Origin of the sequence: Stenotrophomonas sp. JAI102 (assembly GCF_013409105.1) — a bacterium.
Taxonomy (GTDB): domain Bacteria; phylum Pseudomonadota; class Gammaproteobacteria; order Xanthomonadales; family Xanthomonadaceae; genus Stenotrophomonas; species Stenotrophomonas maltophilia_AA.
The window spans coordinates 646,110-672,820 of the sequence record NZ_JACCCI010000001.1 but is presented as its reverse complement, the minus strand read 5'-3'; the positions used below and the strand labels follow the sequence as shown (position 1 = coordinate 672,820).

23 protein-coding genes, 8 tRNA genes and 1 riboswitch are annotated in these 26,711 nt (G+C 66.5%); of the genes, 14 read left to right on the top strand and 17 right to left on the bottom strand.

Annotation, left to right across the window (positions count from 1 at the left end):
• Nucleotides 1-16 precede the first annotated feature (16 nt).
• The gene (locus tag HDC96_RS03170) at nt 17-2,071 is read left to right on the top strand and encodes a TonB-dependent receptor (protein ID WP_179458701.1); all 2,055 of its coding nucleotides are present in this window, start codon (nt 17-19) and stop codon (nt 2,069-2,071) included.
• 48 nt (nt 2,072-2,119) lie between these two features.
• On the opposite strand, the gene pnuC is transcribed toward HDC96_RS03170, so the two are convergent.
• From pnuC to HDC96_RS03145, 5 genes are all read right to left on the bottom strand, one after another.
• Nucleotides 2,120-2,716: a nicotinamide riboside transporter PnuC gene (pnuC, locus tag HDC96_RS03165; protein WP_179458700.1), complete on the bottom strand. Its 597-nt coding sequence runs from the start codon at nt 2,714-2,716 to the stop codon at nt 2,120-2,122.
• Nucleotides 2,713-4,878, bottom strand: a complete 2,166-nt coding sequence (locus tag HDC96_RS03160) for a TonB-dependent siderophore receptor (RefSeq protein WP_179458699.1) — start codon at nt 4,876-4,878, stop codon at nt 2,713-2,715. Before HDC96_RS03160 ends, pnuC begins: the two co-directional genes overlap by 4 nt.
• Before the next feature lie 67 nt (nt 4,879-4,945).
• Nucleotides 4,946-5,041, bottom strand: a riboswitch (TPP riboswitch).
• 39 nt (nt 5,042-5,080) lie between these two features.
• On the bottom strand, nt 5,081-6,217 hold the full coding sequence (locus HDC96_RS03155) for a phosphotransferase (protein WP_179458698.1): 1,137 nt from the start codon (nt 6,215-6,217) through the stop codon (nt 5,081-5,083).
• 102 nt (nt 6,218-6,319) lie between these two features.
• Nucleotides 6,320-8,518 (bottom strand): hypothetical protein, encoded by a 2,199-nt coding sequence (locus HDC96_RS03150; RefSeq protein WP_179458697.1) that lies wholly within the window; start codon nt 8,516-8,518, stop codon nt 6,320-6,322.
• A 72-nt stretch (nt 8,519-8,590) separates the two neighbouring features.
• Nucleotides 8,591-8,980, bottom strand: coding sequence for a RidA family protein (locus HDC96_RS03145; RefSeq protein ID WP_176988673.1), 390 nt, complete (start codon nt 8,978-8,980; stop codon nt 8,591-8,593).
• Nucleotides 8,981-9,119: 139 nt separating this feature from the next.
• Here HDC96_RS03145 and HDC96_RS03140 point away from each other — a divergent pair, with 139 nt between their 5' ends.
• Nucleotides 9,120-10,046 (top strand): LysR family transcriptional regulator, encoded by a 927-nt coding sequence (locus HDC96_RS03140; RefSeq protein ID WP_179458696.1) that lies wholly within the window; start codon nt 9,120-9,122, stop codon nt 10,044-10,046.
• 31 nt (nt 10,047-10,077) lie between these two features.
• Here the strand turns inward: HDC96_RS03140 and HDC96_RS03135 are convergent, their stop codons facing one another.
• Nucleotides 10,078-10,407, bottom strand: coding sequence for a helix-turn-helix domain-containing protein (locus HDC96_RS03135; RefSeq protein ID WP_179458695.1), 330 nt, complete (start codon nt 10,405-10,407; stop codon nt 10,078-10,080).
• Between the two features lie 140 nt (nt 10,408-10,547).
• Here HDC96_RS03135 and gstA point away from each other — a divergent pair, with 140 nt between their 5' ends.
• Complete coding sequence (gene gstA / locus HDC96_RS03130) at nt 10,548-11,177, top strand: glutathione transferase GstA (RefSeq protein ID WP_179458694.1); 630 nt, start codon at nt 10,548-10,550, stop codon at nt 11,175-11,177.
• Between the two features lie 12 nt (nt 11,178-11,189).
• Here gstA and HDC96_RS03125 read toward each other — a convergent pair whose 3' ends face one another.
• On the bottom strand, nt 11,190-11,603 hold the full coding sequence (locus tag HDC96_RS03125) for a hypothetical protein (RefSeq protein ID WP_179458693.1): 414 nt from the start codon (nt 11,601-11,603) through the stop codon (nt 11,190-11,192).
• Nucleotides 11,604-11,818: 215 nt separating this feature from the next.
• On the opposite strand from HDC96_RS03125, the gene HDC96_RS03120 reads away from it, so the two are divergent.
• A complete protein-coding gene (locus HDC96_RS03120) occupies nt 11,819-12,955 on the top strand; it encodes a histidine kinase (protein ID WP_179458692.1) in 1,137 nt (378 codons plus the stop codon).
• Nucleotides 12,952-13,728 carry a LytTR family DNA-binding domain-containing protein gene (locus HDC96_RS03115; protein WP_179458691.1) on the top strand — a complete coding sequence of 259 codons (777 nt, stop codon included), beginning with the start codon at nt 12,952-12,954 and terminating at the stop codon, nt 13,726-13,728. The genes HDC96_RS03120 and HDC96_RS03115 overlap by 4 nt, the downstream gene beginning before the upstream one ends.
• A gap of 4 nt (nt 13,729-13,732) precedes the next feature.
• On the opposite strand, the gene map is transcribed toward HDC96_RS03115, so the two are convergent.
• From map to HDC96_RS03070, 9 genes are all read right to left on the bottom strand, one after another.
• Nucleotides 13,733-14,500, bottom strand: coding sequence for a type I methionyl aminopeptidase (map, locus tag HDC96_RS03110; RefSeq protein ID WP_179458690.1), 768 nt, complete (start codon nt 14,498-14,500; stop codon nt 13,733-13,735).
• Complete coding sequence (locus HDC96_RS03105) at nt 14,497-14,709, bottom strand: ParD-like family protein (protein WP_179458689.1); 213 nt, start codon at nt 14,707-14,709, stop codon at nt 14,497-14,499. Before HDC96_RS03105 ends, map begins: the two co-directional genes overlap by 4 nt.
• A 73-nt stretch (nt 14,710-14,782) precedes the next feature.
• The gene (locus HDC96_RS03100; RefSeq protein ID WP_179458688.1) at nt 14,783-15,685 is read right to left on the bottom strand and encodes a cation diffusion facilitator family transporter; all 903 of its coding nucleotides are present in this window, start codon (nt 15,683-15,685) and stop codon (nt 14,783-14,785) included.
• Nucleotides 15,686-15,713: 28 nt separating this feature from the next.
• The gene (locus tag HDC96_RS03095; protein WP_179458687.1) at nt 15,714-18,002 is read right to left on the bottom strand and encodes an Orn/Lys/Arg decarboxylase N-terminal domain-containing protein; all 2,289 of its coding nucleotides are present in this window, start codon (nt 18,000-18,002) and stop codon (nt 15,714-15,716) included.
• Between the two features lie 21 nt (nt 18,003-18,023).
• A complete protein-coding gene (gene adiC, locus HDC96_RS03090; protein WP_179458686.1) occupies nt 18,024-19,373 on the bottom strand; it encodes an arginine/agmatine antiporter in 1,350 nt (449 codons plus the stop codon).
• A 51-nt stretch (nt 19,374-19,424) separates the two neighbouring features.
• Nucleotides 19,425-20,861, bottom strand: coding sequence for a DcaP family trimeric outer membrane transporter (locus tag HDC96_RS03085; RefSeq protein WP_179458685.1), 1,437 nt, complete (start codon nt 20,859-20,861; stop codon nt 19,425-19,427).
• A 432-nt stretch (nt 20,862-21,293) separates the two neighbouring features.
• Nucleotides 21,294-22,115, bottom strand: a complete 822-nt coding sequence (gene dsbG / locus HDC96_RS03080) for a thiol:disulfide interchange protein DsbG (RefSeq protein ID WP_179458684.1) — start codon at nt 22,113-22,115, stop codon at nt 21,294-21,296.
• Nucleotides 22,116-22,156: 41 nt separating this feature from the next.
• Nucleotides 22,157-22,957, bottom strand: coding sequence for a TlpA disulfide reductase family protein (locus tag HDC96_RS03075; RefSeq protein ID WP_179458683.1), 801 nt, complete (start codon nt 22,955-22,957; stop codon nt 22,157-22,159).
• A 114-nt stretch (nt 22,958-23,071) separates the two neighbouring features.
• The gene (locus HDC96_RS03070) at nt 23,072-24,136 is read right to left on the bottom strand and encodes a helix-turn-helix domain-containing protein (protein WP_179458682.1); all 1,065 of its coding nucleotides are present in this window, start codon (nt 24,134-24,136) and stop codon (nt 23,072-23,074) included.
• 212 nt (nt 24,137-24,348) lie between these two features.
• Between HDC96_RS03070 and HDC96_RS03065 the strand changes: the two genes are divergently transcribed.
• The 9 genes from HDC96_RS03065 (at nt 24,349) to HDC96_RS03025 (ending at nt 26,206) form a co-directional block, all read left to right on the top strand.
• Complete coding sequence (locus tag HDC96_RS03065; protein ID WP_179458681.1) at nt 24,349-24,747, top strand: heavy metal-responsive transcriptional regulator; 399 nt, start codon at nt 24,349-24,351, stop codon at nt 24,745-24,747.
• Nucleotides 24,748-24,930: 183 nt separating this feature from the next.
• Nucleotides 24,931-25,006 (top strand) — tRNA-Ala (locus tag HDC96_RS03060).
• Between the two features lie 53 nt (nt 25,007-25,059).
• Nucleotides 25,060-25,135 (top strand) — tRNA-Glu (locus tag HDC96_RS03055).
• A gap of 225 nt (nt 25,136-25,360) precedes the next feature.
• Nucleotides 25,361-25,436 (top strand) — tRNA-Ala (locus tag HDC96_RS03050).
• Nucleotides 25,437-25,488: 52 nt separating this feature from the next.
• Nucleotides 25,489-25,564: transfer RNA gene (locus tag HDC96_RS03045), tRNA-Glu, on the top strand.
• A gap of 135 nt (nt 25,565-25,699) precedes the next feature.
• Nucleotides 25,700-25,775, top strand: a tRNA-Ala gene (locus HDC96_RS03040).
• A gap of 50 nt (nt 25,776-25,825) precedes the next feature.
• Nucleotides 25,826-25,901: transfer RNA gene (locus HDC96_RS03035), tRNA-Glu, on the top strand.
• A 104-nt stretch (nt 25,902-26,005) separates the two neighbouring features.
• A tRNA-Ala gene (locus tag HDC96_RS03030) sits at nt 26,006-26,081 on the top strand.
• A gap of 49 nt (nt 26,082-26,130) precedes the next feature.
• Nucleotides 26,131-26,206, top strand: a tRNA-Glu gene (locus HDC96_RS03025).
• A gap of 50 nt (nt 26,207-26,256) precedes the next feature.
• On the opposite strand, the gene HDC96_RS03020 is transcribed toward HDC96_RS03025, so the two are convergent.
• On the bottom strand, nt 26,257-26,673 hold the full coding sequence (locus HDC96_RS03020) for a GNAT family N-acetyltransferase (protein WP_179458680.1): 417 nt from the start codon (nt 26,671-26,673) through the stop codon (nt 26,257-26,259).
• Nucleotides 26,674-26,711: the final 38 nt, after the last annotated feature.

Sequence of the window (26,711 nt, the reverse complement as noted above, 5' to 3'; positions counted from 1 at the left end):
CACGGAGTAATTCGCGATGTCGTACCCCTCCCCCTCTTCCCGTCGTTCCGCCGCCACGCTGGCCGTTGCCATTGGTCTGGTCCTGACCGCCCAGGCGCATGCCGACGCTTCCGCGGACGCCGCCGCCTCGCCCCGCCAGATGGACACCGTCGTGGTCACCGCCACCGGCGCCCAGCAGTGGATCAAGGACGCCCCGGCCAGCATCAGCGTGATCACCCGCGAGGAGATCGAACGCAAGCCGGTCAGCAGCATCGGCCAGCTGCTGAGCACGGTTCCTGGCGTGACCGGTGGTTATGCGCTGTCCGGCGCGCAGTCCAAGATCCGCCTGCGCGGCCTGCCCGAGCAATACACGCTGATCCTCATCGACGGCCGCCGCCAGGGCAATTCCTCCGGCGTGAATTACCGCGATGACCTGGGCCCGCAGGATCTGAACTGGCTCTCGCCGGACATGATCGAACGCATCGAGGTGGTGCGGGGGCCGATGTCCTCGCTGTACGGTTCCGACGCCATGGGCGGCGTGATCAACATCATCACCCGCAAGATCGCCGACGAATGGGGTGGCTCGGTCACCTTCAACTACAGCAAGCCCGATTCCCCCACCCGCGGTGATACCACCCAGATGGGCGCGTTGTTCAGTGGCCCGCTGACCGAGAACCTGGGCCTGCGCGTCGGTGCCAATGTCACCAACCGCGAATCGGATACCGGCCGCCGGCAGACGCCTGGCAACAAGGCCGAGAACGCCAACGCGCTGCTCAACTGGCGCATCAATGACGACCACACCGTGGGCTTTGAAGCCTCCCGCGGCGAGCAGCGCAACAGCGGTGCCGGCGCAGTCGGTGCGTGGGGCCTGTCCAAGCTGGTGCAGACCGGCTATGTGGTCATGCACGATGGTCGCTACGGCGATGCCGCCACGTCCAAGACGACGCTGGTGCAGAACGATTACGAAGACAAGGGCAGCGCCGTCGGCAACCACTCCAAGGAGACGGTGTTCGATACCGCGTTCACCCGCAGCTTCCATTGGGGCTTCGAGCAGAGCCTGAACGTGGGCGGGCAGTGGAAGCGCGAAGAGCTGAAGAACAGCGACACCATCGGCACCGTACCGGTGACCTGGACCGGCACCGGCCGCATCAGTCCGGTCAGCGAAGCCGATTCCTGGGCGCTGTTCGCCGAAGACCACATCACCCTGCACGAGCGTTTCATCCTCACCGTGGGCCTGCGCTGGGACAACACCGACAACTACGACGACAACCTGAGCCCGCGCGTCTACGGCGTGTGGCACCCGTCCGATGACTGGACCGTGCGCGGCGGTGTCTCGCAGGGCTTCCGTGCGCCCACGCTGAAGCAGGGCACGGCCGGTGCGGCGACGCAGTCCGGTGGCAACGGCTGCGCCGCCCTGACCGCCGAAGGCTGGACCAACCGCTCGGTCAGCGCCGATGGCACCACCGGTTGCTACATGGCCGGCAATCCGAACCTGGAACCGGAAACCAGCACCAACTACGAGCTGGGCGTCGGCTTCGACAAGAACGGCTGGTCGGCGTCGGCCACCTACTTCCTGACCGATTTCGATGACAAGATCCAGCAGGTTCCGCTGCGCGAGATTCCCGGCCAGACCACCAGCTTCGTCAACGGGTTCTGGTGGACCGTCGCGCAGAACATCCAGAAGGCCCGCACCCGCGGCGTCGAAGCCAGCGTCACCGTGCCGCTGCATGAGCGCCTGAACTGGATCACCAACGCCACGCGCATGCTGGAATCGAAGAACCGCACCACCGGCGCCAGCCTGCTGGTGGTGCCCAAGCTGACCGCCAATACCTCGCTGGACTGGCAGGTCACCGATGCCTGGTCGCTCAACCTGAGCGCGCAGCACATCGGCGAGCAGCTGGTGTCCTCCACCAGTGCCACGTTCGCCAAGGCGTACACCACCTGGGACCTGGTCACCGGCTACGACGTCAACGAGCACCTGACCGTGCGTGCAGGCGTGCTCAACCTGGGCGATGTCTCCACCATCGAAGAAGGCAACAACTACGACGGCGGTGCCCGCACCTTCTTCGTGGGTGCCACGGCGCGGTTCTGACCGCGCGGGGTCGACTGCAGACCTGAGGTGACGAAGGGCGGCGCGGACTTATCCGCGCCGCCCTTCCGCGTTGTGGAGCAGCGCGTCGTTGCGCGCCACCGTCCACGCCCGCAACCCCATCACGGCCAGGCCGACGAACACCAGATACAGCACGGCGGTCACGTGCAGTGACTTGACCATGTACATCCCGACGTAGACAACATCGACCAGGATCCACAGCCACCACGCCGCCGTGTGCCGGCGCGCCTGCCACCACTGGGCGACCAGGCTCAGTGCGGCCAGCATCGCATCCAGCCACGGCAGCGCCGCATCGGTGTAGAAGTGCATCGCCGCGCCAAGCGCGATACCGAAGGCCACGCCGATGCCCAGGTCGCGCCACAAGGCGAGCCGCGCCAGCGGCAGGATCGCAACCCGGCCATCGTCCTCGAGCTGGCCGCGCCAGCGCACCCATCCATAGACCAGGAAACCGCCGAACACGATCTGCAGCAACGTGTCCGAATACAGCCTGGCCTCCCCGAACACCAGTGCGTACAGCGCGACCGACACCAACCCGACCGGCCAGGCCAACGGCACCCGGCGCGTCATCAGCCACACCCCGAGCATGCTGACAGCGGCCGCCGACCATTCCAGGATCGCCGGGTTCATAGCGCGAACGTCACCGACAACCGGGCCTGGCGCGGCGCGCCCGGGAACAGGTAGTAGTCGCCCGAGCTGCTGCCGGTATCGCGCCAGTAGAAGCGGTTGAACAGGTTGTCCACCGAAAGGTTCCAGGTCACCGGATGCTCGCCCACCTGATGCTTGAAGCGCAGGCCGGCATCGAACACGCTGTAGGCCGGCGCGCTCACCCGGCCATCGGCCGTGGCAACGTTGGACGCGGCATAGCGCCAGCCACCGGTCAACCCGAGTCCGGTCACGAACGGCACCTGGTACTCCGCGTGCACCGTCGCGCGGGTCTTCGGCACGTTGATCAGCTGGTGGCCCTCATAGTCCGGCGTGCCGGCATCGCGTGCACGGGCGCGCAGGAAACTGGCGCTGGCGGTCAGCGACAGGCGCTCGCTGAGCTGCCCCTGCGCGGTGAGCTCCAGCCCGGTGTGGGTCTGCTGCCCTTCTTCAACGAAGGTGTAGCCCGCATCGCTGCCGTCCGGCTTGGCATACTGGAAAGGCTGCGAGGTACGGAACAGCGCGGCACCCAACGTCAGCGCATCGCCGGGGACGAACTTGACGCCTACTTCGACCTGGCGCGACAGCACCGCGGGCAGGAACGTGCCTTCGTTGGACGTCCAGAACGGGGCCTCCTGGCCGAGCGAGATGCCGCGCACGTAGCTGACGTAGGCGTTGACCTCATCGGTGGCCTTCCAGACCAGCGCGGTCTGCGGCAGGAAGCGCGACAGGCGGCTGTGGCGCTCGGGCGTGCCGCGCTTGTCGTAGGCCCGCTCGTCCAGGCGCACGAAACGGCCCCCGGCCAGCCACTGCCAATCGCCGAAGCTCATCCGGTCCAGCGCGAAGACCGCCGTCTGCGCGCTGTCCAGGCGACGCGCGGACGCACCGGGCATCAACGGCGACGGGACGAACTGCGGCACCTGTGCGTCATGGATGTTGGCGGTGCCCACGTACTCGTTGACGTTGCGGCGCTTGTCCACGGTGCGCTCGAAACGATCCGCACCCATGCTCAGCGCGTGACTGACGGCGCCGGTATCGAACGCACCCCGCAGCTCGCCACGGAACTCCAGGTTGCGGCGGGTGTCGTCCGGACTGCGGTAATCGTAGATGTCGTAGTCGCCGTTGGGCGCGAAGTAGTTGCCCGGCACGCTGCCATCGGCGCATCCGGCGGCGTAGTAGCAGCCGTAGGCGAAGGCGACGTTGTCGTCGATCACCGAGCGGCTGTAGCTGGCCGACACGCGCGACTGCCAGCGTGGGCTGAAATCGTAGGTATGCAGCGCGGTCAGGTTGGTGCTGTCGATGCCGACCGGTCGCTGCCAGGCTTGATAGCCCAGCATGTGCTTGCGGTCCACGCCGCGCGGCAGCGCGGTGGCGCCCAGCAGCTGATAGCCCGAGGCCGAGCGCTGCGCGCTGGTCTGGTAGTTGGCATCCACTTCCAGCTTGCCGCGTTCGCCGATCAGCCAGTCGGTGGCCAGCGAGTAGAAATTGCGGCGACCATCGGCATGGTCGATATAGGAATCGCTGTCTTCCCAGGCCGCATTGAAGCGCACGCCGAAACGTGGCGACAGCCAATGGCCGAGATCCACCGCGGTGTAGCGCGAGCCTTCCGAATCGGTGCCGAGGGTGATGTCGCGGACCTCGGCCGGGCGCTTGCCCACGTAGTTGATGATGCCGCCGGGCGCCATGACGCCCGCGGCGAGACCCACCTCGCCCTTGAGGATCTCCACTGACTGGATGTTCTCCAGTGCCAGGCGCTGCTCGCCGGTGATGGCCAGCCCATTGAAGCGGTAGCCGGTGCCGGTATCCAGCGGGAAGCCGCGGATCGCGATGTTCTGGTAGTAGCCGACCGGGGCGTAGCTGTCGCCCAGCGAGGCATCGTTGCTGGCCAGCTCGGACAGCGTACGGACCTGGCGGCTGTCCAGCAGATCGCGGTCCAGCACGTTCACCGAGGCCGGGGTGCTCTTCCAGTCACCGGCGCCGAAGCTGCTGGTCTGGGTCGCTGCAGGCACAGTCTGATGTGCCTGCACGCGCACGGCAGCCAGTTCCGTCGGCGAGCGTTCGGGCGCGTCCACGGATTCGTTGGCATGAAGAGGCAGCGCGGCGAAGAGGGCGGCGGACAACAGCGTGGGGCGGAAGCAGCGGTTCATTCGATTCGTCATCAGCAAGGGGAGACGAAGCGAAGGCGCGCACGCGCACCGACCCATCACGGCGGTATGCCTGCTGCTCAAAGCTCCCTACGCCGGTGCAAACCGGATCAGGTTCCAAGGGACTCTCTCAGCCTGGTTTCGCCAGGCACCCCCGCTTCTGCGACTATTTCACTACAAACCGTACGGATTTGCGAGCCTGCCCTCAGGCGGCGGCGTGCAGCGCCTTCAGCAGGCCCTGGCCTGCGGCGGTGCTGAACCAGTCAGCATGCCCCAGCAGGAAGGTGTGGTACGCCACGTCCGCATTGGCCGGCGAGTGGGTCACGCCTTCGAAGTACTCCACCTCCGAGAGCGCGAAATCCAGCTGCACGACCGGCAGCAGATCGGCCAGCAGGTGCACGCGCTCGGCCGACAGCGGCACGATCTCGCGATAGCCCGCGAGCAGCGCCAGCGCGATATCCACGCGCACGGCCTCCTCCCCGTGCTCCAGCGCCAGCCAGGCGATGGCATTGCGTTCGATGGCCGTGGCCAGATCGAACAAGGCACTGGTCGGTGACGCCAGGCCGACATCGAGCACGGTCGCGACCACGGACGTATCGCCGTGCGGGCGCCACAGCAGGTTGGAGACATGCCAGTCGTTGTGCGCCCACAGGCGCGGTTCGGCCTGCAGCCGGACGGCCAGCCCGGCATGCCACGGCAGCACCGAACGCTGCAGGTCGGCCTGCCAGTCCTGCCGTGCCAGATAGGCCGCCAGGCCGGGGCGATCACCGAGACCATCCTGGAGGGCGGCGACGGGATCGGCGGCGCGGATCAGATCGTCGCGCGCGACCAGCAGATGCGTGCTGCGCTGGGGCGCGCGGTAGCTGGCCGACGCGCGATGCAGCGTCGCCAGCATCCGTCCCGCCTCGCGTGCCTGCGCGGCGTCGGTCAGCAGCGTCCAGGACGGCGCGTCGCGGTACAGGTCGTGGCCACGGCCCACGCTATGCAGCTCATAGGTCCACCCCTCGTGCTCGACCGCGGTTGCACCGTCGCGGTCACGCAGCACCTCGACCACGGGCACGCCGTGCCCGGCCAGGTGCTGCAGGAACCGATGCTCCTCGGCCAGTCCCTCGGTCGTGCGGACGCTGCCGTGGTGGCGCTTGACGAACACCCTGCCGCCCCGGCTTTCCACGATGGCCGCGGCGGACAGCGGCCGCGGACTGTGCCACAGCAGCTGGCACTCCCCGTCCAGCTGGGCGAAGCGCCCGCGCAGCCAGGCGATCTCGCGATCGGTGATGGCGGGCCAATCGGCCGCCACCTCATCGTTGTTGAGGCCTTGGACGCGGTGGGTGCTGTTGCTCATGGGATAACGGGTCGATGACGGCGAGAAGGCACGCTGTCACCAGACAGTGGGCGCGGCGAGGATACCAAGCCGGGCCCGGCAAGGGGGAGCAACGGCCGTCGGTCAGGGCGTGCCGTTGCCCTGCTTCGCTGCGGCCGGCTTGGCCGGCAGCAACCGCGGCTGCTCCGCATACCAGTCGCGGGCCCCGGCCAGGTGCCACTTGCGCTGCTCGCCCTGCAGCTCGATGCCGGCCCCCAGCACGCCCCAGCGCAGATAGAGATCACCCCGACGTTTGGCGTGACTCAGATCCAGTCGCGCCTGCAGGGACAACCGCTCGTTCTCGGCCTGCAGGTCCTCCACGATCAGCTCGCCACTGCGCCAGCGCAGCTGGCCGCTGGCCTGCACTTCGCCCGAGTCCAGCATGCCGAGCACCCAGCGCGGGTATTCACTGCGCTGGGCGAACACGCCGAGCAAGGGCCCGGCATCGCGCAGGCGCAGGTCGGCCAGCCCATCGACCTGGAACGGCGCGGCCGCATCGATGTGGCCGCTGCGGATCGCGACCTTGCCCCACCAGCGTCCATCGCTCTTCTCATCGCCCACGTGGATGTTGCGCAGGTCCACCGTGGTGCCGCCGAGGTCGAACTGGCGGCTGTCGAAATCCGCTCGCTGCAGGCGCGCCTGCAGCTGCGCATCGCCGCGCATCGCGATGCCGGCCACGCTCAGGCGGGCGCCGGTCCCGCGCAGATCGGCCCTGCCCTTGCCGACCCGGCCGGACGCATCCAGCGACACATCCCCGCTGAGCAGTCCGGTGCCGCCGAGCAGGCGCACGTTGTCGTTGCCGAGGTACCGGTTGTAGGCCGTCAGGTCCGGCACGCGTGCATCGGTGAAACGCAACTGGGCGCGCATGCCGTCACTCAACTGCTTCAGGCGCGCATCGCCCTTCAGGGTGAGCGCGAGCTGGCGCCCATCGAACAACAGCGCTTTGGGCGCGTTGGTCGGCGCGGCCTGGAACCGCGGAATCTGCACCTTCAGCTCGGCCTGCGCCGGCGTACCCTCGACAATCCGGCCCTGTGCCTGCGCATCGCCACGCATGCGGACGCCGGCCACTTCGGCCACGGCCGCCACCTGCGGGATGTCCACCTTGCTGCCCGGTGCCAGCTCACCCTCGGCCAGAAGGACGTCGGCCTTCAGCAGGCCACCGCCGTCCAGATGGAACCAGGGCTTTTTCACGAACAGGTCGCTGATCCAGTTCAGCGACTGGAACTGCCACGCGCCCTGCACCCTGCCGGTCAGTCGCGGCAGCAGCTCGGCCGGCGCCTGGAACGGTATCTTCCGGCCGGTCACGCGGACATCGGCGTTGATCTCGCTGCCCGTCTCCGGGTCGCGCGGCAGCCGCGCCTGCACCCGCATGTCCTGCGCAACGTCCAGTTGCAGGGACAGCAGGCCACGGTCGTCGGCGTGCACGCCGGCATGCAGCGGCAGACGCCAGACCAGCCGGCTGCCGGGGCGCAGCGCGCCGTCTTCCAGGGTCACATCCGCCGTGAGCCGCGCATTGGAGACCGCGCTGCCAACCTTGACGTGCGGCCCGCCGGTGTCGATGCGCAGGCCCTGGCTGCGGGCGTCGATCTGCAGCTGTGCCCAGGTGATGCCGAGTTTCTGCAGCCCCGGCGCGTCGTCACGATAGTGGCGCGGGAAGTGGAAGCGCGCGGCGATATGCGCATCGTCCAGCACGTTGACCCCGTCGAAGCTGACCTGGGCGTCATCGAAGCCTGCCGTGGAATCGAACAGCTCCGAAGGGCCGCCCTTGAGCTGCTTGAGGAAACCGACCGTGCCGTGGCCCTGGCCGACCACCAGCAACTTGCCGAAACGGCCGCTGCGGATGGTGTCGCTGTGGATGGCATCGAAGCGCAGCGTCCAGCCGCGGTCGCCGCGCGGCGGTGGCGGGATGGCCTTGTCGACCCGCTCGACCTCGGCTTCCACCCCGGTCGCGTCAATCCGCGGAATGCGCACTTCCTTGCGGAACAGCGCCGGCAGGTCGATCCACGCACTGGCCCGATCGGCACGGAACACATACTGCGTGCGGTTGGCCTGGCCACGCATGCGGATGTTCCAGACCACGGCCTGGCCCGGCATCAGGGTCAGCGCCGGCCCGGTCTGCATCGTGAATTTTTCAGGTTTGCGGTTGGTGACCGCATCGAACAGCGGCGTATTGAGGAATACGTTGCCTGCCAGCAGGTACAGCGCGTACAGCGCCAGCAAGGAGAGCAACGCCACGCGCCACGGCCGGGGCCAGCGCTGGACGCGCTCGGGAATCAGGGGCATGTGGATCCGCAACAGGAAGCAGGGTGACGGCCCACTATCGACAACGTGCGGCCGTCACCGCGTGAAGGCGTGCTACGGCAGCTTCGCAATCACCTTGATCTCCACGTCGAATCCGTACAGCCAGGTCACCCCGATGCCGGTCAGCGTCGGATACGGCGCCTCGCCCCAATAGTCCGGCACGATGGCCCACACGCGCTCGAAGATCTGCTCGGGGTTGACCAGGAACACGGTGACGTCGACCACGTCCTCGAACGTGCAGCCCGCCGCGCCGAGCACGGCGTTGAGGTTCTCGAACGCGCGCCGCACCTGCGCCTCGAGGTCGGGTTCGGGCGAGCCATCCTCGCGGCTGCCGACCTGGCCGGACACGAACAGGAAGCCGTTGGAGCGCACGGCCGGCGAATAGCGGTTGCGCTCGTACAGAGCCTGGCGGCCCGGCGGGAAAACGACATCACGTGTTGCCATGATCAACCTCTGCCCTGGGCCGACGAACGGCCCGTCAAGAATGAAACGCCACAGTAGACCCGCAGGAGCGCGGGATAAACGCGGCCTGCCCACCAGGATTGTTTGTAGAATCCAAACAATCAGCCCCCGTGGAATGCAGATGGACCGGTTCGACGCAATGCAGGCCTTCGCCCGGGTGGTGGAAACCGGCAGCTTCACCAAGGCCGCCGACACGCTGCACATGAGCCGAACGACGGTCACGCAGCTGGTGCAGCACCTGGAGGCCCGGCTGCGGGTGCGCCTGTTGAACCGCACCACCCGGCAGGTGAACGTCACCGCCGATGGTGCGGCCTACTACGCGCGGGTGATCCGGCTGCTGGCCGACATCGACGACGCTGAAACCAGCCTGTCCACCGCGGCGGCGGCGCCGCGCGGGCGTCTGCGGGTGGACGTGCCCGCCCCCTTCGCGCGGCTGGTGCTGGTGCCCGCCCTGCCCGACTTCCTTGCCCGCTATCCGGAGATCCAGCTCGATCTGGGCGTCAGCGATCGCCACGTGGACCTGATCGACGAGAACGTGGACTGCGTGATCCGCGGGGGACAGATCACCGATCAATCGCTGGTCGCGCGCCATATCGGCGATCTGCAGGCCGGCATCCACGCCTCGCCCGCCTACCTGCAGCAGACAGGCATCCCCGCGCATCCGCAGGACCTGGAGCAGGCCCCGCATCGCGTGGTCGGCTACCTGCGCTCGCGCAGCGGCACGGTGCTTCCCTACACCCTCCAGCGCGGCGACGATCAGGTCACGGTGAAGGGGCACCACCTGCTCGCGGTCGATGATGGCAATGCGTATCTCGCCGCGGGCGTGGCGGGCCTGGGCGCGCTGTGGCTCCCCGACTACATGGCCGCCCCGCATGTGGCCACCGGCGAGCTGGTCCGGCTGTTCCCGGAGTGGCACATCGATGCGATGCCGCTGTACCTTGCGTTCCCCCCGAACCGGCACGTCAGCGCCAAGCTGCGCGTCTTCATCGACTGGGTAGCCGCGCTGATGCTGCGGGTAGCGTCGGTGGAGGCGGCGGGCAGGCGTTGATCACACCACGGCCGCATCGCCCCACGAGCCATCAGCCCTCACCGGCGGGACGCCCTTTTACCCACAAGCCGAACACCTTCATCACCTCCACCACCGGCTGCAGGCGGCGGCCGTCGTCGGTCAAGGCATATTCGACCTTGACCGGCACCGTGGGATACACCGTGCGGCTGACCAGCCCGGCCTCTTCCAGCGCCCGCAGATCCAGGGTCAACATGCGCTGCGAGATGGCCGGAATATCCCGGCGCAGATCGTTGAAGCGCTTCGGTCTGTCCAGCAGGTAGGACGCGATCAGCAATCGCCAGCGCCCGCCCAGCAGGCGCATTGCTTCTTCCACCGAACAGCCGGACACGGTGTCTTTCATCGCAGGGGTCCACAGGCACAGGTCACAATTATGTACCTACACCACACGAAAGTGCCTTCTTCCGTTTTTATACCGCGCTCCTAGAATGCGCCGGACCGCCTCGTACCGAGGCCCTGCCGCTGCCTTGCCTGGAGTCCATGATGAAACTCTACTACCTGCCCGCCACCTGCTCGCTGGCCCCGCATATCGTGCTCAACGAAATGGGCCTCGAGGCTTCCCTGGTCAAGGTGGACCATCGCACCCATCGTACCGACCAGGGTGAGGACTACCTGCTGGTCAATCCACTTGGCTACGTTCCCGCGCTGATGCTGGAGAACGGCACGGTCCTGCGCGAAGGCGCGGCAATCCTGCAGTACCTTGCCGATCTGGATCCCGTCGCCGGGCTGGCACCGGCAAACGGGACGCTGGCGCGCTATCGCTTGCAGGAGTGGCTGAATTTCCTCGCCACCGAGATCCACAAGGGATTCATCCCACTGCTTTACGCCGTGGCCGCAGGCAAGTACGTCGATACCGCGCGGCCCAAGCTGGAACAGCGCTTTGCCTGGATCGACCAGCAATTGGCCGACCGGGACTACTTGATGGGCGATGGCTTCAGCATCGCCGATGCCTACCTGTTTGCGCTTGCTGGCTGGGGCCAGGCCGCATGGCTGACCTCGTACTACAAGGCTGACATCCATTTCGACGGACTGGCCAATCTGGAGGGCTGGTACGCGCGCGTCAGCGCACGCCCGGCCGTGCGGCGCGCGCTTGTTGCGGAAGGTCTGCAGTAGCGTTGGCCTCGCTTACTCGGGTGTTACGCCCCGCGCTGCCACCTGCGTGGCCGGTTGCGTGGCGGGCTGCGCGGCCTTGAGCGCGTAGCGCCCGTCTTTGGGCATGGCACTGATCACCAGCGTGCCACCACGGCATACATCGACGTTGGAATAGACCACGCTGCGCCCGTTGCGGAAGCCGACCTGGAGGTCGTAGCGGCAACCTGCATCGGCAACGCCAACGGTGGCTGCGCCGCCACCGCCGGGCACCGCGTCGATGGGCGTTTCACGGTAGTGGGTACTGCCGGCGGGCGCGATCGCCAGCGTGGTGACGCTGTGGTGTGCCCGGTTGAGCAGCGCCAGGTAGCGCACGCCCTCGGCGGCGGCGATGGCAGGCGTGGTGGCGGCGAGCAGCACGGCAACGGCGGCGGTTCGAAGGAGGGACATGGCAGGATGCTCCGGTCGGATAGGGTCGCCGATCAGGCTGCAGCGCAGCCCGTCCGGCACCTGCATCACGCACCCAGCCGCCCTCGCCGCCAACCGATCCGGGACGAATCGTCGCTACGACGAGGCCAATCGTAATGGGCCGTCATGGCGCTTCCCGCGCTCCCGCCGCCTGCCTAAGATGAGCTTCGCCAGAGACGCCTGGCCCGGAATCGACCATGTACATCCGCCTCGGCAGCACCCGGATCCGCCTGTCCCGCTACCTCGCCCTGTGGACGGCGGTGGCCGTGGTGTTCGCCCTGCAGACCTCGATCAACGCCGGCCTGCCGAACAGCCAACAACCCCTCTGGGATCTCCTGCGGTGGTCGCTGATCCAGTGGTACACCTGGGCGGCCCTGGCACCCACGGTCTTCCGCCTCGCCGAGCGCTTTCCGGTACGCGGCAGCGGGCGCCTGCACGGGCTCGGCACACAGGGGGTGGCCAGCGTCTGCATGACATTCATCGCCATGGCGGTGGGCGCGATGGTTTCCACCCTGTTCGAGCCCAGCGGTTTCTTCGAGCAGCTGGGCTACTTCCTGGAGCAGCACTTCGCCATCGGGCTGCTGACCTACTGGACCCTGTTCGCGATCCAGCAGGCCATCCATTTCCACGCCGAGAAAGCCCGCCGTGAACTGGAGGCGAGCCAGCTGGCCACCGAACTGGCGCAGTCGCGCCTGCTCTCGCTGAAATCCCAGCTGCAGCCGCACTTCCTGTTCAACACCCTGCACGCGATCATTACCCTGCTCGACGAGGACAAGGTTTCGGCCGAAGACATGCTGCTGCGCCTGAGCGAACTGCTGCGCGCGTTCCTGGAAGATTACGACGGCCAGGAAATCCGCCTGCGCCAGGAGCTCGACCTGATTGAGCTGTACCTGGGCATCCAGCGCACCCGCTTCAAGGATCGGCTGACCACCCGCACGTATATCGCGCCGGACACGCTGGACTGCGCGGTGCCCAGCCTGATCCTGCAGCCGCTGGTGGAGAACGCGCTGCGCCATGGCATCGGCCAGCGCGTGGGCAGCGACACCCTCGAGATCGAGGCCCGCCGCGATGGCGACACGCTGTGCATCGAAGTGCGCAACCGCAACAGCACCCTCTCGGCCGAACCGACCGCATCGGCCGGGCACGGCATCGGCATGAACAACACACGGCTGCGCCTGAAGGAACTGTACGGCGATGCCGCCGATGTCCGGCTGGACATGCTCTGGCCAGAGGGCGTGGCCTGCCGCATCCGCGTGCCGTTCCGTGACCTGGACAGTGCCGACGAGGCACCCGAATTCATCCCGGGGACAACGCCGGGGATCGCACCGGCATGAGCCTGACCGTGCTGGTGGTCGATGATGAGCCGATCGCCCGGCACGCGATCGTGCGGTTGCTGCGCGATGATCCCGGGATCGAGATCGTCGGCGAATGCGGCGATGGCATCTCGGCGGTCGGCGCGATCCGCAGCCACTCACCGGACCTGGTGTTCCTGGACATCCAGATGCCGGCGATCAACGGCATGGACGTGGTCGCCACCATCGGCGCGGCGCGGATGCCGGCCACCGTGTTCGTCACCGCGTACGAGCAGTACGCAGTGAAGGCCTTCGAGGCCAATGCCGTGGACTATCTGGTCAAGCCGTTCAGCCGCGAGCGCTTTGCCACTACGCTTGAGCGGGCCAAAGCCCGCGTGACCGCGTCAAGCGCGATGGGCACGCAGGCATCGGCGCAGATCCTGCAGGCGCTGGATGCCCTGCGTCAGCGGGACGACTACCTGCAGCGCATCCCGGTGCGCGTCGATGAGCATGTGGTGCTGGTGGCGGTGGAGGACATCGTCTGGATCAAGGCGGCACGCAACACGGTGGAGATCCACCTGGTCGACCGCATGCACGAACTGCGCGAGACCATGACCACCCTCGCCGCGCGCCTGGACCCGCGGCACTTCGCGCGCGTGCATCGCTCGGCGATCGTCAACGTGCGCCGGGTCAAGGCGATCCATCCGTGGTTCAACGGCCACCACGTGGTGACCATGGACACCGGCCAGCAGCTGCGCATGAGCCGGTATCAGAACGAGGCATTCCTCAAACTGGTCTCCACGCGCAGCGAATGACGGATCACTCCGGCATCCGCTCGCCCGCACGCAGGGTCAGCACCTCAACGCCCTCGGCGGTCACCAGCACCGTGTGCTCGGCCTGCGCCGACAGCTTTCCGTCGCGGGTGGTCACGGTCCAGCCGTCGTCACTCATGTCGATGGCCGCGCGGCCCTGGTTGATCATCGGCTCGATGGTGAAGGTCATGCCCTCTTCCAGCTCCAAGCCGTCGCCGCGGCGCCCGTAATGCAGCACCTGCGGTTCCTCGTGCATCTCCTGGCCGATGCCATGGCCGCAGAATTCGCGGACCACGCTGTAGCCATGCGCCTTGGCATGCTGCTGGATCGCAAAACCGATGTCGCCCAGCGTCGCGCCCGGGCGCACCACGCCGATCCCCTTCCACATCGCCTCGCGGGTGACCCGTACCAGCCGCTTGGCCGCGTAGTCCACCTCGCCGATCAGATAGGTCTTGCTGGAATCGGCGATGTAACCGTCCTTCTCCAGGGTGATGTCGAGGTTGACGATGCTGCCGCCGCGCAGGATGTCATCGGCCGAGGGCACGCCGTGGCAGACCACGTTGTCGATGGACGAATTGAGTACGTAGGCAAAGCCATACTGGCCCTTGCTGGCCGGGCGTGCGTGCAGCTGATCGACAATGAAGCGCTCGACCCAGTCGTTCACCTGCAGCGTGCTCATGCCCTCCAGCGACAGCGCGTCCAGCGCTTCGAACACCTGTGCCAGCAGACACCCCGATGCGCGCATCAGCGCTTGTTCTTCAGCGGTCTTGATCATGCTTCGGCCACCCGCAACGCGCCCGGTTCGACCCCGGCGGCACGCAGTTCACGGCCGACGATCTCCTGGTAGCTCATGCCCGGATTCATCTCGCACAGCATGCCGATCTTGATCCAGAACCCCGCCTGGGCGTTGATCGAGCGGCCCGAGACGCCGCTGGCGCGGCGCAGGTTGTCGTGCAGTTCGTCGTCGATGTTGACGATGCCCATGGGCGAGCCCTCTGAAGATTGATATACGCATCATATATATTTCGTATATCTAGGGCCAGGGCCGCCCCTAGCCTCAGGCCCAGGCCGGATCGGCCGTGAAATCGATGGTCAGCCAGAACTCGCTGCCGCGCGCATCCAGGCGCTCGGCGATCTCGTCGCGCATCGCGTCCACGTTGCCGATGGTGCCGATCACGGTGTCCGGATGGGTCAGGATGTGGATTTCCACGAACCGCATGCGGCCCATCTTGGCCACGTGACTGGTGAAATCCAGATAGCCGTGCTCGGCAACGAAGTCCTTCATCACCGCCTGCACGCGCGCATCCAGCGTATCCGGCGCCACCTGCAGGACTTCGCGCATGGCCTTCCAGGCGCTGCGAAGGGGTACCGGCAGCACCGCGACGCTGATCGCGGCCAGCACCAGCGGATCCAGATAGGGAATCCAGTGGGCGTGCTCGCCGCCGCGCAGCAGCAAGGCGATCGCGAACGCCAGCACCACGGCCAGGCTCATCAGTCCGCTGAGCAGCCAGGCGCGCACGTCCAGCCACAGCAGGGCCGAATGCAGCTGCATCGCGCGGATACGCACGAACGCCGCCATGGCCAGGTTGCTCACGCACAGCACAGCGGCCCACAGCAGCGCAGGCCCGGCCTTGACCTCGTGCCCGCCGGTGGTCAGCCCGATCACCGAGTTGGCCAGCGCATAGATGCAGGCCAGCGACAGGATCGCCCCGCCGAGGGCCTCCACCATCGGCTCCAGATGCCAGTACCCATACTGGAAGCGCGGGCTTTCTTCCCGCGCCACCAGCCGCAGCACCGACAACGCCACCAGGGTCAGCGCCACGTCCACCAGACTGTAGACGCCATCGAACAGGATGGCCTGCGATCCCACCAGCAGGCCCCCGATGAAGCCGACGGCGCTGACCGCCATCGTCACTCCGATGGAAAACGTGAGGACCCGCTGCTCGCGTGCTGTATCCATCGCTGGCCGAGGGTCCTCCGCGCGGGCGTCAGACCTTCAGCACCTCCACCTTGTAGCGCGGCGCATCGCCGTCGGTGTCGATGATAAGCCCGTGTACATCCGACTCGAAGCCCGGGAAGCGCGCGTTCTGCTCACGGGCGATCCGCAGCGACTGGATGATCGGCTCATCGCTGGCACCGAAGCGCTCGCCCGGCATGATGGTCGGGATGCCCGGCGGGTATGGCACCAGCATGGTGCCGGCGATGCGGCCACTGATCTGCTCGATGTCGACCCGCTCGATCTGGCCGCGCACCAGGTGGTCGTAGGCCTCGGCCGGGGTCATCACCGGCTCGGGCAGGTCCACGTACATCGCGCGCATCACCTGGGCCACACCGAACTCGGCGTTGAAGGCATGCAGTGCATCGCACAGGTCGCGCAGGCCCCAGCCGGCGTAGGCGATCGGGAATTCGGCGGCGAGCTGCGGCAGTGAACGGGTCAACGGCGCGTTGCTGTCGTACAGCTCCTTGAACGCCATCAGCTCGGTCACCAGGGTGCTCCACTTGCCCTTGGTGATGCCCATCGAGAACAGGAACAGCACCGAGTACAGGTTCGTCTTCTCCACGGTGATGCCGCGGGTCCACAGGAATTTGCTCAGGACCGCGGCCGGAATCCCCCGCTGGCCCATTTCGCCGTCCATCGACAGCCCGGGGGTCAGCAGGGTCACCTTGATCGGATCGATCAGCACGTAGTCGTCGACCAGGCCCTCGAAACCGTGCCAGTGCGCGTCCGGCTGCAGGTACCACTCGCTGCGCTTGGCCACCATCGGGGCCGGTGCGTCGCCCTTGGCCAGCGAGCGCTCCAGCTTGTCCGGCTGCCAGACGCTGAACCACCAGTCATCCCGGCCCAGGTCCTCGCGCACATGCAGCATCGCGCGGCGGAAGGCGATCGCTTCGTCGTGCATTTCCTGCACCAGCGATTCACCGGCCGCGCCCTCCATCATCTTGGAGGCCACATCGCAGGCCGCGATCACCCCGTAATGCGGGCTGGTCGTGGTGTGCATCATGAAGGCTTCGTTGAAGCGCTCGGCATCCAGCTCGCGGGAGGCTGCGTTGCGCACATGGATCATGGAGGCCTGCGAGAACGCGGCCAGCAGCTTGTGCGTGGAGTGCGTGGTGAAGATGATCGCATCCTGCTCGCGCGGCTTGCCCTTGGCCATGCCGTAATGGTTCTCGTAGAACGGATGGAACGCGGCGTAGGCGTACCAGGCTTCGTCGAAATGCAGGAAGTCGACCGCGCTGCCGATCTCCTCGGCGATCTTCTCGGCGTTGTAGCACAGCCCGTCGTAGGTCGAGTTGGTCACCACGGCGATGCGCGGCTTGGAGCCGGCCTTGTAGGCCTTGCTGGCCAGCGGGTTGGCGGCGATGGCCTGCTGCAGCGATTCGGGCGTGAACTGATCCAGGCTGATCGGACCGATGATGCCGTGCGCGTTGCGGCTCGGGGTGAAGTACACCGGAATGCCCCCGGTCATGATCAGCGAGTGCAGCAGCGACTTGTGGCAGTTGCGGTCGACGAACACCACATCGCCGCGCCCCACGGTGCCGTGCCAGACGATCTTGTTCGCGGTGGAGGTGCCATTGGTGACGAAGAAGGTATGGTCGGCACCGAAGTTGCGCGCCGCCTCGTTCTCGGCTTCCTTGATCGGGCCACTGTGGTCGAGCAGCGAACCCAGCTCCGGCACCGAGATCGACAGGTCGCTGCGCAGGGTGTTCTCACCGTAGAACTGGTGGAACGCGCGTCCTACCGGTGATTTGGTGAACGCCACGCCGCCGGCATGACCGGGCGTGTGCCAGGAATAGTTCGACTCGGCCGTATGATGGATCAGGGCCTTGAAGAACGGTGGCAGCAGGTTGGCCATGTAATCTTCGGCCGCGCGCATCACCTGGCGCGAGATGAAGCTCTTGGTGTCTTCGAACAGGAAGATGTAGCCGTGCACGAACTTGAGCAGCTTGCTCGGCACCTTCTCGATCGTGCGCCGCTCGCCGTACAGGAAGACCGGCAGGTTCGCGCGGCGGGCGGTCTGCTCACGCAGGAAGCCGAGCAGGCGCTGGAACTGCTCCGGGTTCTCCTCGGTGCCGTCGATGGAGATCAGCACCGCCGAGGCCGCCACATAGGTGCGCGCACCGGCCTGGGCGTCAGCCAGCGTGAGGCCACACAGCACGCGCTGGTCGCTCTTGCGCAGCTCGTCCACCAGCGCACGGATCAGGATGCCGCCGATACGCGGGGATTCGTAATCGTCGTCGATGACGATGATCGGGTAGTCAAGGGACTTGAAGTACACAGGGATTCTCCTGGGGGAAGATCACGAAAGCGTGGTGCGGACGGCGGCGTCGAGGGCGGGCAGCTGGCCGCGCTGGCGGCGACGCTCCTCGCTGAAGAACGGATAGAACACCGTGATGAACAACACGAACAGGAAGGCGTACTGCACGATGTTGCCGGCCGAGCCGAAGATCGCCCACAGGCAGTACACGACGGTGACGCTGGTCAGCAGCCAGAACGCGCCGGTATGCACCAGCGTGTGCGAGCGCTCGACCACGAAATAGCAGGCCACGCAGGAGTAGATGTACGGCAGCAGGGTCAGCACAACGGCGGCCGAGGTGATCACATCGAACTGCGCCGATGCGGTCTTGGAGGTCGAGGTGACCAGCACCGCCAGCGTCATCAGCACGGCCACGATCAGCACGCCCTTGACCGGCACGTCATCCTTGTTGGTCTTGCTGAAGATGCTCGGGAACAGGCCGTCATCCGAGGCGGCCTTGGCGCTCTGCGCGGTCAGCAGGATCCAGCCGCCGAGCGAGCCGGCCGCGCCGACGAAGGCGCACAGGCTGACCACCGCCCCGCCCCACCCGCCCACCGCATTGGCCGCCGCCAGCGCGAACGGCGCATCGGACACCTGCAGGTCGCCATTGGGCACCATGCCCATGATCACCGAGGAGCTCGCGATGTAGGCGATCGCCGCCAGGAACACGCCGGCGAGCGTGGCGCGCGCCACGTTCTTCTCCGGATTCTCGACCACACCGGCGGTCACCGAGGCCGACTCCACGCCGATGAAGGCCCACAGGGTCAACGCCGCGGCACTGGAGATCGCGCCGAAGTTGGATTCCCCGGACACGTTGTAGGCACCCTTGAAGATCGTCGGATCGAAGAAGAACCAGCCGAAGATCGCGATGCCCAGGATCGGCACCAGGGCGAAACTGGTGGTCACCGTCTGCAGCTTGCTGACGAACGACGGGCCGATGACGTTGGCGAAGCTCAGCGCCCACACCAGCGCAAGCACCGCGATGCAGCGCGGCACCGGCTCGGACAGGATCGGGAAGAAGTAACTGAAGTAGCCCACCGCCGCGATCGGGATGGCGACGTTGCCGATCCAGTTGGCGAACCAGTAGACGGCGTTGGTCTGGAAGCCCATGTAGGGCCCGAACCAGTCACGCGCGTGGGCATACGGCCCACCGGCCTTGGGCGCCAGTTTGCCCAGCTTGGCGAACACGAACGCCAGCAGCAGCGCGCCGGCCGTGGTGATCAGCCAGCCCCAGATCGAGGCGGTGCCGATCTTGGCCAGGCTGGAGGGCAGCAGGAACACCCCCGACCCCATCATGTTGCCGGCCACCAGGAAGGTGGCCCCGACGACCCCGATTTTCTTTGCTTGTGCCATGACGCTTGCTCCTTTGCCAGGCAGGGACCCGGTCATGCCGGGCGTTGGGAGTTACTTGATGAAGTTGTATTGCAGGCTGCCCTGCAGCCGCACGGTGTCGCCGCGCTGTCCACCCTGCTGCTCCAGCTGCCCGTAGAGCAGTTCCATGCCCATCGTCCACGACGGCGCCGGGCTCCACAGCAGGTTGAAGACCCCGTAGCGACTCTGGCGGAAGGCGTCGGCGGCCAGCGCATCGTTGCGCGCGCTGGTGAGTTGTCCGTAGATCAGGTTCGAGCGCCACAGCGGCGACCAGTAATGCGTGTACCCGACGAAGCCGCCATACAGCGACAGCGCCTGCAGGCGACCATCGGCGGTCACCACCGCATCCATGCCCGACCCGGTCAGGTCGGCCGTATAGCGCGCCAGCCCCTTGCCACCGAGCAGGCCGAACAGCAGCAGGTCCTGTTCGCCCACCGCCGCCGAACCGCTGAGCTGCAGGCCACCGGTAAAACGCCGGCCATCGCCGGCATCGCCGTCGTAGCCCAGGCTGCGTGCGACCGCGCCGAGTTGCAGGTGACCCCAGTCGCGCTCCATGCGGGCGGTGACGGTTACATCGGGGAGCTGGTCGACCGGCATGATCCCCTCGGCGGGGTTGCTCAACTGGGTATCCGGATCTTCGGCCGCCACGGTGAGCGTGTTGCCCTTGCCCATCGCGAAGCTGTGGTGGATGCCGGCCACCAGCAGGTAGCCCGCGCCGCCCGGCCCGGCGAAATCCAGGGTGTCGGGCAGGCTGTCGGCATCCATGAAGCTGGAATAGCCGTAGCCGGCGTAGGTGTTGCCGAGCTGGCCGTACGCGTGGCGCAGGCGGAACTGATAGCTGTCGCTGCTGCCGAAGAAGTCGTTCTCCAGGTAGAAGCGCAGGTTGCCGTGCGTGGTCGGGCGCCGCGCTTCGAAACTGAAGCGGGTCTGCTTGGCATGCAGCGTGAAGTTGGACACATCCCGGTGCGCACTGCCGACCGGAATGGACGAGGTGATGAACTGCTCCTGGTCACCGGCCGCACGTGAATCGGCGATTGCATCGAGCTTGGCGTAGCCGCCGATGCGGATCAGAGTGTCGGTGTTGGGGATCGCAAAGAAGCCTTTCAGCTCGGGATCGGTCGGGCCGGCGGCGCTGTCCGGGCGGGACGCGGCGGTGGACGGATCGGAAACGGAATCACGTTGCGGGAGAATGGCCTGGCCCATGCCCGGCACCTGGGCCTGGGCGGTCAGCGAGGTCGGCGATGGCAGGGGCGGACCTGTCATGCCCGGCGCAGGAACCGTCTTAACCATCGGCGAGGTGGCAGGAGGAGGCTTGCCGGACTCGATCGCTTCCAGACGTTGCTCCATCTTCTCCAGGGTCTGCCGAAGCGCGTGGATGTCCTGCCGCAACGCGGCGGCCGAATCCTGCGCATACACCGGCACCGCAGCCATCGCTGCCACGCATGCGACCGTGAACACAGCCAAGCGCATCATGTACTCCTTGCACCGTACACAGTCCGGCGCACCCCTACCGGCAGACGTCCAGGACGTCGACGGCGACAGGTGCGCAGCCCGGCACTGCAACGCGCGCGAACCTCGCGCCCGCACGGAATCCCCTCATTCCTGATGGCCGACGCGCCCAAGCGTGTCGGCCAACGTTTTGAGTACCAATCGCAAGGTGAGCATGCCGTGAACGTTGTCAGACAGTTTTCTGACTGGGCGGCCACGGCACCGATACGTGCGGGAAAATCAAGGGAATAGCGCATGGAGCCCAGCGTAGCGATCCGGCAGATTCCGGCCTTGATCCAGATCAAGCCGACGGCTTCCGCCCTTGGGGAAAGGCAACGCTGCAGCGCCAACCCAAAACAAAACGCGCCGGGCATGACCCGGCGCGAGGTGTGCGGTGTGACGGAGCGCGTGGCTTCAGCGCGGGCCGAGCACCACGGTCATGTCATCGCCCTGCGGCATGCCGGAGCGGCGTTGCACCATGCCCTGTGCATCTTTGAACAGAATGCCCGGCGTGCCCTGGAAGCCAAGCTCGATCATCAGCACCTGGTTCGCATCCAGCTTGTTGGCGACCTCCGCGGTCAGCGATGCCGCCGGCTTGATACCGCCACGATCAAACAGCCGTTCGTTCTCCAGCAGTGCAGCACTGGGATTGGGCGCGGTGAGAATTGCGGCCGCCTTGGCCGGGCTGTCTTCGCGAATCACGCCGACCATCACGTGGCGCAACTGCACTTTGCCGGCATCCACCCACGGTCGTGCCGCTTCCCAGAAGCGATGGCAGTAAGGGCAGTTCGCATCGCTGAAGGTGTAGACCACGCGCGGCGCGTCGGCACGGCCGTCGCGCACCCAGGCACTTTCGTCGAGCTTCTTCCAGCTGCGCTCGGACATCGGCTTGGCCACCAGCTTTTCCAGCGGCGCCGCACCCACGTCTTCGCCACTGGCATCGAACAGACTGCCGACGACCACGTGCTTCCCATCCGCAGTGACATACGCCGCCGCGGGTTGCTGCCCACCGACCACGCCGGCGAACCCGCGCAGGCCACCGGGCGCGTCGAACTCGCCGATCACCTCGAAACCATGCTTTTCAATGCCCTTCAGTACCGCCGGACGATCTCCACCGGACCTGGCCGGGGCGGCCTCACCGGCCTTCGGCGTCTGTGCCTGGCTGCACCCGGCCAGGGCCATCAGCAGCGACACGGCAAGCACGGTGCCCAGCGGGCGCGGGGACTTCAATTTCATGGTGACTCCTGGATTCAATAAACATGACAACGCGACCCCGGTTACAGGCTGTCGAGCTTGGATTGCAGGCCAGCGGCACTGAGTTCACCCAGGTGTATTTCCCGCAGCCGACCCTGCGCATCGAAGAACAGGGTAGTCGGATAGGCGTGCACCTGCAGCCGCTCGGCGGTGAGCGCGTCCTCGTCGAGCAGCACATTGGCCAGCGTCAACCGCTCGGCGGCCAGGAAACCCTGGACCTCCTCGCGGGTTTCACCCTGGTTGACGAACAGGAAGCGGATATCCGGATGGCGCTGCTGCGCGCGGGCCAGCACCGGCATCTCGCGCCGGCAGGGGCCGCACCAGCTCGCCCAGAGATTGACCACCACCGGCTTGCCCTGCGTGTCGGACAACGCGGTTGGCGCGCCCTCCAGCGAGGTCAGGGTGATCGCCGGCAGCGTCACCCGCGATTGCTGCAGCCAGCCAGCGCCGCTGGACAGCAGCGCCCAGCCGAGCACCCCGGCCAAGGCACCGGCCCATACCGGGCGACGCAGCGAAGGCCATCGGCGCAGGCGCCAGGCGCCCCACCCCAGCCCAGCCACCAGGGCCGGCCACAGCAGGAAGCCGCCATCGCCGATGCGCAGGACGCCCCAGGGATCCTGCGCATAATCGCCCACATGCCAGAGCACGAAGGCGGCGCGACCGGCCAGCAGGCCCAGCAACAGCATGTCCACCACCACCGATCGCGGACGCGGTGCGCCCTCGATGGTCGGCGCACGCACCACGCTGGCCACGAGCATCGCAATGCCGACGGCCACCAATACCCACACGACCGCAAGCGGTACCGGGCCTACACTGCTGATCATTGATTGTCTCCGCCATCGCTCGGCGTCTACCACGCTGCGACGGCTGTTGCTTCGTGCCCGCTGGCATGGTCCCAGCAAGGCATCAATGCAGCAAGTGTGCCGGTGGTGCGCGATTCAGGCCACGGAGTGCACCGACTCGACCACCCGAGCGACCGTTCGCGGGGCCACACGCTCACGCAGCTGCGCGGCCACCTGACGCCGATAGCGTGCCGGCGTCAGCCCGACAATGCGCAGGAACAGGCGACGGAACGCGCTTTGGTCGGAATACCCCACCAGCGCTGCCACCTGGTCGACCACGCCACCGGCCTGCAGCAGCAACTGCGCCTTGGCGATGCGCAGGCGCTGGCAATATTCGATCGGCCGCATCCCGGTGGCTTTCAGGAAACGGCGCTGCAACGTGCGTGGTTCCAGGCCAGCCTGCACACAGATGTCATCCAGCCCGACGCCGCGAGCGGCGATCCCATGCAGCCAGCGCTGCGCCTTGAGGATGCATCGGTCCCCGTGCGCGAAGTTCGGGCTGAAGCGCTCCAGGTCGTCCAGTTCGGTACGCGGGATGACCAACTGCAGTTGCTGGATGACGGTGTTCATCACGCTCTGCCCATAGACGCGCGCCAGCAGCCGCAGGCTCAGATACTTCCAGGCGTCCTGGCCGGCGGCGGTCAGCAGATCGCCGTCATCAACCAGGGTGCGCTCGCTGGGCAACCAGCTGGGCACCATCATGCGCAGCGGCGGGCACCGCGCGGGATCGGGCACGCTGACCGAGCGCCCGGCCAGCACACCCGCCGCCGCCAGCAGCAGGCCGCCTTCGTCGCACCCGGCGAGCAGGCTGCAGCCATCGTGGCATTCCCGCAGCCAGCCCAGCAGGCGTTCGTCGGGCGCTGCCATGCTCCAGCCCGCTTCACTGCCCGGCACGACGATGATGGCCGGCAGCGCATCACCGAACAATTCCACTCCGGCCACGCGCTGCATGCCGCGGGCGGACATCGTCCAGCGCGTCACCAGCATCCGTGCGCCGGTGCGGCGGCCGGCCGCCACCGTGCGGTTGCAGCGCTGCGCCAGCTCGGACAGCACCGGCGCGGCGGCACGCAGGCTGCCGGGGAATTCCACCACCGCGATCTCCATCAGGGTCGGCTTGTCGGGCCGGCGATCCGGCTGCAGCGTGTTGCGGGGTGCATCCATGGCCATTCTCCTGGAACAGTGCCTGCCGACGCGGGGCCGGTCAGAACGAGTCGATTCGTAACGTTGGCCTGAGGCTACGGACGTCCCGGGAGGAGGACCATGCAACTAGTTGCAAATTTCACATCGGCTGAACTTCCAGTGGGGTTTGAGCAAGGCTTGACCCTGGATCAGACTCCAAGGTTCAGAATGAGCGCGTCATCCACGAGGTGCTCATGAACATTGGACAGCTCGCGCGCCTGGCCGGCGTGCCCATCGACACGGTGCGTTATTACGAGCGGCAACAGTTGCTGCCGACCGCCCGACGCAGCGCCGGCGGCTACCGCGTCTTCAGCGAGTCCGACCTGACCCGGCTGCAGTTCATCCGCCGCGCCAAGACACTGGGCTTCAGCCTGGACGAGATCGCCGACCTGCTTGGCTTCAGCGATCAGCGCGGCCAGGACATGGCGCAGATCCGCGACAGCGCGGTGAACAAACTCACGGATATCGAGCAGCGCATCGGCGAGCTGCAGCGCATGCACGGTGCGCTCAAGCAACTGGTCGATGCCTGCCCCGGGCACGGCGATCAGGAACGATGCCCGATCCTGACGGCGTTGACGGACGTACGCCCATGAACCCCGCCTACGAGCCGCGCAAGGCCATTTGCTGCGCGACGATGGCAGCGCTGCACAGAGCGCGGCGTGCTGTTCCGCGATGCCGAGGCGATCATCGAACGAGCACGCCTGCATGACGAAATTTCTTCACATTTTCCTTGCCAATCCAAAACGTCGTCGCTATGATTTCGCTCCTCACGACGTGGGGCCATAGCTCAGCTGGGAGAGCGCCTGCATGGCATGCAGGAGGTCGGCGGTTCGATCCCGCCTGGCTCCACCAATCCGATCATTAGGCCGATCAGATTGCAGTGACAAAATTTGAAGTTTTCGTGCGTCCCCATCGTCTAGAGGCCTAGGACATCACCCTTTCACGGTGGCGACCGGGGTTCGAATCCCCGTGGGGACGCCAGTTTCAAGCAGACAGCCCTGACCTCGGTCGGGGCTTTTTGTTTGTGGCGTGCCGTTCAATGGCACCGCACGTGCGATCTGTTTTTTTGGTCTGCGTGTCGATGCGGACTGCCGGGAACCGCCGGCATCGAGGGTCGAGTGGTTGCGTGCATGCTTTCTTCGGTGTTTCAGAAAAAAGACTTGGCGAACGCTTCACGGCCGCGTAGAATTCCGCCTCCAGCATCGTGGGGCCATAGCTCAGCTGGGAGAGCGCCTGCATGGCATGCAGGAGGTCGGCGGTTCGATCCCGCCTGGCTCCACCACTCCGGACATTAGGCCGTCCGGGTGTGCTGAACAATTTGATGAGATTCATGCGTCCCCATCGTCTAGAGGCCTAGGACATCACCCTTTCACGGTGGCGACCGGGGTTCGAATCCCCGTGGGGACGCCACTCATCAGAAGAACACCGAGGCCCGGCATGCCGGGTCTTTTTGTTCACCGCCTACTGCGGTTGCGTTGCGGATGTCCTGAAAGGCTTCCACAAACGTGAACAGGCAGATATACTAGGCGGCTCGCGGTACAACGTGGGGCCATAGCTCAGCTGGGAGAGCGCCTGCATGGCATGCAGGAGGTCGGCGGTTCGATCCCGCCTGGCTCCACCACTTCTCCGGACACAGGCCGTCCGACAGAAGCCAAAAATTCGGTTTAACGCGTCCCCATCGTCTAGAGGCCTAGGACATCACCCTTTCACGGTGGCGACCGGGGTTCGAATCCCCGTGGGGACGCCAGCTTCAAGCAAACAGCCCTGACTTCGGTCGGGGCTTTTTGTTTGACCAACCCCTTCCCATCCGGCAAAACCGCCGCTATGATAGGCGGCTCGCAGCACAACTGTGGGGCCATAGCTCAGCTGGGAGAGCGCCTGCATGGCATGCAGGAGGTCGGCGGTTCGATCCCGCCTGGCTCCACCACTTCTCCGGACACAGGCCGTCCGATGGAAGCCAAAATTCGGTTTAACGCGTCCCCATCGTCTAGAGGCCTAGGACATCACCCTTTCACGGTGGCGACCGGGGTTCGAATCCCCGTGGGGACGCCAGCTTCAAACAAACAGCCCTGACTTCGGTCGGGGCTGTTTGTTTATGGGCGCTACGCCACCACCTTCGCCATGCCGACCGAGCGCGGTGCGGTCAAGGCGAAGCCGAACTGCGCATACAGCCGATGCGCCTCCCCATCGGCGATCAGGCTCACGTAGGCACCGACGGCATTGGCGCGAAGCCAGGCATCGAGCTCGGCCATCACTGCCTTGCCCAGGCCCTGCCCCTGGCGGTCCGGCACCACCGCGATATCCACCACCTGCAGGAAGCAGCCACCGTCGCCGATGATCCGGCCCATGGCCAGCAGCCGGTCGCCTTCGCGCAGGCTCACGCCGAACACCGTATTGGGCAGGCCACGCGCCGCCGCCTCGACCGTCTTCGGGCTCAGGCCGGCCAGCACCCGCAGCGCGCGATACTCCTCCACGCTGGGCGGTAACGGAATGCAGTGAACACCAACGGGCAGCGACATGACGCGGATCCAGCACTGAATGGACGCTCAGCATGCCC

Excerpts from the sequence above, each read along its gene's own strand:
- dsbG (WP_179458684.1), bottom strand. The coding sequence starts at position 22,115 with ATGAAATTGAAGTCCCCGCGCCCGCTGGGCACCGTGCTTGCCGTGTCG.
- HDC96_RS03115 (WP_179458691.1), top strand. The coding sequence starts at position 12,952 with ATGAGCCTGACCGTGCTGGTGGTCGATGATGAGCCGATCGCCCGGCAC.
- HDC96_RS03155 (WP_179458698.1), bottom strand. The coding sequence starts at position 6,217 with ATGAGCAACAGCACCCACCGCGTCCAAGGCCTCAACAACGATGAGGTG.
- HDC96_RS03150 (WP_179458697.1), bottom strand. The coding sequence starts at position 8,518 with ATGCCCCTGATTCCCGAGCGCGTCCAGCGCTGGCCCCGGCCGTGGCGC.
- HDC96_RS03100 (WP_179458688.1), bottom strand. The coding sequence starts at position 15,685 with ATGGATACAGCACGCGAGCAGCGGGTCCTCACGTTTTCCATCGGAGTG.
- HDC96_RS03140 (WP_179458696.1), top strand. The coding sequence starts at position 9,120 with ATGGACCGGTTCGACGCAATGCAGGCCTTCGCCCGGGTGGTGGAAACC.
- map (WP_179458690.1), bottom strand. The coding sequence starts at position 14,500 with ATGATCAAGACCGCTGAAGAACAAGCGCTGATGCGCGCATCGGGGTGT.
- HDC96_RS03070 (WP_179458682.1), bottom strand. The coding sequence starts at position 24,136 with ATGGATGCACCCCGCAACACGCTGCAGCCGGATCGCCGGCCCGACAAG.
- HDC96_RS03105 (WP_179458689.1), bottom strand. The coding sequence starts at position 14,709 with ATGGGCATCGTCAACATCGACGACGAACTGCACGACAACCTGCGCCGC.
- pnuC (WP_179458700.1), bottom strand. The coding sequence starts at position 2,716 with ATGAACCCGGCGATCCTGGAATGGTCGGCGGCCGCTGTCAGCATGCTC.
- HDC96_RS03075 (WP_179458683.1), bottom strand. The coding sequence starts at position 22,957 with ATGATCAGCAGTGTAGGCCCGGTACCGCTTGCGGTCGTGTGGGTATTG.
- HDC96_RS03160 (WP_179458699.1), bottom strand. The coding sequence starts at position 4,878 with ATGAACCGCTGCTTCCGCCCCACGCTGTTGTCCGCCGCCCTCTTCGCC.
- HDC96_RS03085 (WP_179458685.1), bottom strand. The coding sequence starts at position 20,861 with ATGCGCTTGGCTGTGTTCACGGTCGCATGCGTGGCAGCGATGGCTGCG.
- HDC96_RS03120 (WP_179458692.1), top strand. The coding sequence starts at position 11,819 with ATGTACATCCGCCTCGGCAGCACCCGGATCCGCCTGTCCCGCTACCTC.
- adiC (WP_179458686.1), bottom strand. The coding sequence starts at position 19,373 with ATGGCACAAGCAAAGAAAATCGGGGTCGTCGGGGCCACCTTCCTGGTG.
- HDC96_RS03145 (WP_176988673.1), bottom strand. The coding sequence starts at position 8,980 with ATGGCAACACGTGATGTCGTTTTCCCGCCGGGCCGCCAGGCTCTGTAC.
- HDC96_RS03125 (WP_179458693.1), bottom strand. The coding sequence starts at position 11,603 with ATGTCCCTCCTTCGAACCGCCGCCGTTGCCGTGCTGCTCGCCGCCACC.
- HDC96_RS03170 (WP_179458701.1), top strand. The coding sequence starts at position 17 with ATGTCGTACCCCTCCCCCTCTTCCCGTCGTTCCGCCGCCACGCTGGCC.
- gstA (WP_179458694.1), top strand. The coding sequence starts at position 10,548 with ATGAAACTCTACTACCTGCCCGCCACCTGCTCGCTGGCCCCGCATATC.
- HDC96_RS03020 (WP_179458680.1), bottom strand. The coding sequence starts at position 26,673 with ATGTCGCTGCCCGTTGGTGTTCACTGCATTCCGTTACCGCCCAGCGTG.
- HDC96_RS03065 (WP_179458681.1), top strand. The coding sequence starts at position 24,349 with ATGAACATTGGACAGCTCGCGCGCCTGGCCGGCGTGCCCATCGACACG.
- HDC96_RS03135 (WP_179458695.1), bottom strand. The coding sequence starts at position 10,407 with ATGAAAGACACCGTGTCCGGCTGTTCGGTGGAAGAAGCAATGCGCCTG.